This is a genomic window from Pseudomonas sp. SWRI51 (assembly GCF_014268825.1).
GTDB lineage: Bacteria > Pseudomonadota > Gammaproteobacteria > Pseudomonadales > Pseudomonadaceae > Aquipseudomonas > Aquipseudomonas farsensis.
In genome coordinates this window covers 1-4,105 of record NZ_JABWRG010000163.1, presented here as the reverse complement: position 1 = coordinate 4,105, position 4,105 = coordinate 1, and the positions used below count along the sequence as shown (strand labels likewise).

At 63.7% G+C, this 4,105-nt stretch carries 3 protein-coding genes; 1 reads left to right on the top strand and 2 read right to left on the bottom strand.

The window, feature by feature from the left end:
* Positions 1-223: 223 nt before the first annotated feature.
* A complete protein-coding gene (gene gudD, locus HU720_RS23765) occupies positions 224-1,573 on the bottom strand; it encodes a glucarate dehydratase (RefSeq protein WP_186523590.1) in 1,350 nt (449 codons plus the stop codon).
* Positions 1,574-1,588: 15 nt separating this feature from the next.
* The gene (locus HU720_RS23760; protein WP_186523581.1) at positions 1,589-2,941 is read right to left on the bottom strand and encodes an MFS transporter; all 1,353 of its coding nucleotides are present in this window, start codon (positions 2,939-2,941) and stop codon (positions 1,589-1,591) included.
* Positions 2,942-3,199: 258 nt separating this feature from the next.
* Here HU720_RS23760 and HU720_RS23755 point away from each other — a divergent pair, with 258 nt between their 5' ends.
* On the top strand, positions 3,200-3,898 hold the full coding sequence (locus HU720_RS23755; protein ID WP_186523579.1) for a FadR/GntR family transcriptional regulator: 699 nt from the start codon (positions 3,200-3,202) through the stop codon (positions 3,896-3,898).
* The last annotated feature ends 207 nt before the right edge of the window (positions 3,899-4,105 follow it).

Sequence of the window (4,105 nt, the reverse complement as noted above, 5' to 3'; positions counted from 1 at the left end):
GGGCTGCGCAGCAGCCCCTGGGGTTTTCAGGGCTGCTGCGCAGCCCAACGCGGGACAAGCCCGCTCGCCACGACGCTCTATCATTTCCCAAAGGATTGGGCCCAACCAGCAATGTTGCGGTTGAGCACGGCCCCTGTGGGAGCTGGCGCTAGCCTGCGATGAGGCCGGTGCAGGCTTGCATCAAACCCTGGGATTTCCCAAACAGCCCAGCGACAGCCGTGGCTCAGCGCACCAGGCACGGTCGCTTGTTATCAAACGTCCACCCCGGGATCAAGAACTGCATCGCCACACCATCATCGCGCGCGCCCAAGCCCATGTTGCGGTAGCACTCATTGGCCTTGGCCAACTGGTCTTCATCAATTTCCACACCCAACCCCGGCCGCGCCGGCACGTGCACATGGCCATCGACAATCCGCAGCGGCTCGCGGGTCAGGCGCTGGCCGTCCTGCCAGATCCAGTGGGTATCGATAGCCGTGATCTCACCCGGCGCCGCTGCGGCCACTTGGGTGAACATCGCCAGCGAAATATCAAAGTGGTTGTTGGAATGCGAACCCCAGGTCAGCCCCCAGTCGTTGCACATCTGCGCCACCCGCACCGAGCCTTGCAAAGTCCAGAAATGCGGGTCGGCCAGCGGAATATCCACCGACTGCAACTGGATCGCATGGCCCATCTGCCGCCAGTCGGTGGCGATCATGTTGGTAGCTGTGCGCAGCCCGGTGGCGCGGCGGAACTCGGCCATCACTTCGCGCCCGGAGTAGCCGTTTTCGGCGCCGCAAGGGTCTTCGGCGTAAGCCAGTACATCGTGCTTGTCGCGGCACAGGGCAATGGCTTCCTTGAGTGACCAGGCGCCATTGGGGTCCAGGGTGATGCGCGCTTCAGGGAAGCGCTCGGCCAGCGCCGTCACCGCTTCCATTTCTTCTTCGCCGCGCAACACGCCGCCCTTGAGCTTGAAGTCGCTGAAGCCATAACGCTTCTGCGCAGCCTCCGCCAGGCGCACCACCGCCTCGGCGGTAATGGCCTTTTCATGGCGCAGGCGCAGCCAGTCGTCATCGGCGTCGGCCTCGTTGCGGTAGGCCAGGTTGGTCTGCTGGCGGTCGCCGATATAGAACAGGTAACCGAGCATCTTCACCGCGTCACGCTGCTGGCCCTCGCCAAGCAAGGCGGCCATTGGCACGTTGAGGTGCTGGCCCAGCAGGTCGAGCAGCGCCGATTCGATGGCGGTCACCGCATGCACGGTGATGCGCAGGTCGAAGGTCTGCAGGCCACGGCCCGCCGAATCGCGGTTGGCGAAGGTCTGGCGCATGGCGTTGAGCACGCGCTGGTAATGGCCGATGGGCTGGCCGACCACCAGGCTGCGGGCGTCTTCGAGGGTCTGACGGATTTTCTCACCGCCAGGCACCTCGCCCAGGCCGGTGTTGCCGGCGCTGTCGCGCAGCACCACGACGTTACGGGTGAAGTACGGGCCGTGCGCGCCGCTGAGGTTGAGCAGCATGCTGTCGTGGCCGGCCACCGGGATCACGCGCAGGTCGGTGACCACGGGCGTCTGGGTATGGAGGGCGGTTTGCATGTTCATGGGGATACCTCGCAGTCAGTGGGTCTGGCTCAGGGCCGACGGGGCCTTGGGCACGGAAGAATCGGCGCCCTTGGGGCGGGTACGGACGAAGAACACGGCAATGGCGGCCAGCACCGAGGTCACCGCCAGGCCATACAGCCCGCCCTGGATGGACCCTGTGTGCTGCTCCAGCAAGCCGAAGGTGGTCGGCGCGACGAAGCCGCCCAGGTTGCCCACCGAGTTGATCAAGGCAATGACCGCCGCCGCGATGCGCGCATCCAGGTAGCCCTGCGGGATCGGCCAGAACAACGACGACGCCGACTTGAAGCCAATCGCGGCAAAGCAGATGGCGACAAAGGCGAACACCGGCCCACCGGTGGTGGACATGAACATGCCGATGGCGGCGACCACCAGCGCAGCGGCCACCCAGGCCTGCTGGAACTTCCAGCGCACCGAGCCGGAGGCGAAGGCGTACATGGCGATGATCGAGATCAGCCACGGGATGGAGTTGAAGAAGCCGACCTGGATATCGCTGAGGTCGCCCATGCGTTTGATGATGCTCGGCAGCCAGAAGGTGGCGGCGTAGATGGTCAGCTGGATGCAGAAGTAGATCAGGCAGAACAGCACGATCTGGCGGTCCTTGAGCAGGCTCCAGGCCGAAGCTTTCACCGGCCCCGACGCTTCGCGTTCACGCTGTTCGCGATCGATGGTGTCCACCAGCGCGGCCTGCTCCGCCGGCGTCAGCCACTTGGCGTCCTGCGGCTTGGAATCGAGCCAGAAGAACACGAAGAAGCACAGCGTCACCGAGGCCATGCCTTCGATGAACAGCATCCACTGCCAGCCGTGCAGGCCCAGGCCCTGAATCTGCATCAAGGCCCCAGCCAGCGGGCCTGAAATCAACGAAGCCAGCGCCGAGCCGCTGAGGAAAATGGCAATTGCCTTGCCGCGCTCGGCGCCCGGCAGCCAGCGGGTGAAGTAGTAGATAACGCCTGGGAAGAACCCGGCCTCGGCCACGCCGAGCAGAAAGCGCAGCACATAGAACTGGGTTTCGTTCTGCACAAACGCCATGGCGGTTGCCACCAGGCCCCAGGTGAACATGATGCGGGTCAGCCACAGCCGCGCACCGACGCGCTGCAACAGCATGTTGGACGGCACCTCGAACAGCGCGTAGCCGATGAAGAACAGCCCGGCGCCAAAGCCATAGGCGGCGGCGCTGATACCCAGGTCGCTTTCCAGGTGCGGGCGGACGAAGCCGATATTGACGCGGTCGAGGTAATTGACGATGAACATGATGACGAACAGCGGCAGGACGTGGCGTTTGACCTTGGCCACGGCACTGGCCAGCGCATCGCCTCCCATCCGGGCGGACGGATCGAGGGTGTCGTTCACTTGTGTATCTCCCACTATTTGTTTTTGTGCGGGTAGGTTGTCTGACAGGGCAGTGGGACGGAGCATAGGCTTGGCGCAGTTGTACGACAAGCCCTGTAAATTCGCTTAAATGGCAAAATACAAGCTGTAAAACCACGATACTGTGGCAATCATGCGGCCAAGTGTTAAACCTTGAATAAACCCGGCAGGCAAAATTCGAGCAAAAAAAAGTTTTATCGATTAACTTGTCGTACAAGTTGATTTGCCAGGTGCAACGCCATGACCCAGCCCGCCAAACCCCGCAGCCATAGCCGTGCCCACGATCTGGTTTCCAGCCTGACCCAGCAAATTTTGCTGGGCACCTTCAAGGCCGGCGACAAACTCCCCTCGGAAAACACCCTGGTGCGTGAGCACGGCGTCAGCCGTACCGTGGTGCGCGAAGCGCTGTCCAAGTTGCAGGCTTCCGGGCTGGTGGAGCCGCGCCATGGCATTGGTACTTTTGTCATGGAGCGCCTGCCCCATGCCGGGCTGCGGGTGGGTGCGGAGAACGCCGCCAGCGTGCGCGACCTGCTGGAGCTGCGTATTGGCCTTGAGGGGCAGGCCGCGGCGCTGGCGGCGATGCGCCGCAGCGACGAGCACCTGCTGCGCATGCGCCAGGCGCTGGATGACTACCAGGACCTGGCGGCGGCGGGCGACAGTTGTATCGAGGCGGACCGGCGCTTTCACCTGTTGATTGCCGAGGCGACGGGAAACCTGTATTTCAGCGAGATGATGGGGCAGTTGGGCAACGGGCTGATCCCGCGCAACCGCCTGGGCATGGAAGCGCGCGCCGGGGCGCGGCTGGCAAGGCAGGCGTACCTGGCCAACCTTGAACACGAGGCCATTTTGAACGCCATCCGCCGGCAAGACCCGGATGCCGCCCGGGCGGCGATCTGCCTGCACCTGTCCAACAGCCGCGACCGGCTGGTGCCGGACTGATGCATAGCAGGCCCGGCCTCATCGCAGGCTGTCGCCAGCTCCCACAGGATCTGGGCAAGGCCTCAATTTTGCGACTGTGCGCGGTCTCTGTGGGAGATTCTATGGTTTTGTACAACCCTGTTCCCGCCAGACATATCTCCTTGTGGCGAGCGGGCTTGTCCCGCGTTGGGCTGCGCAGCAGCCCTGGGGTTTTCAGGGCTGCTGCGC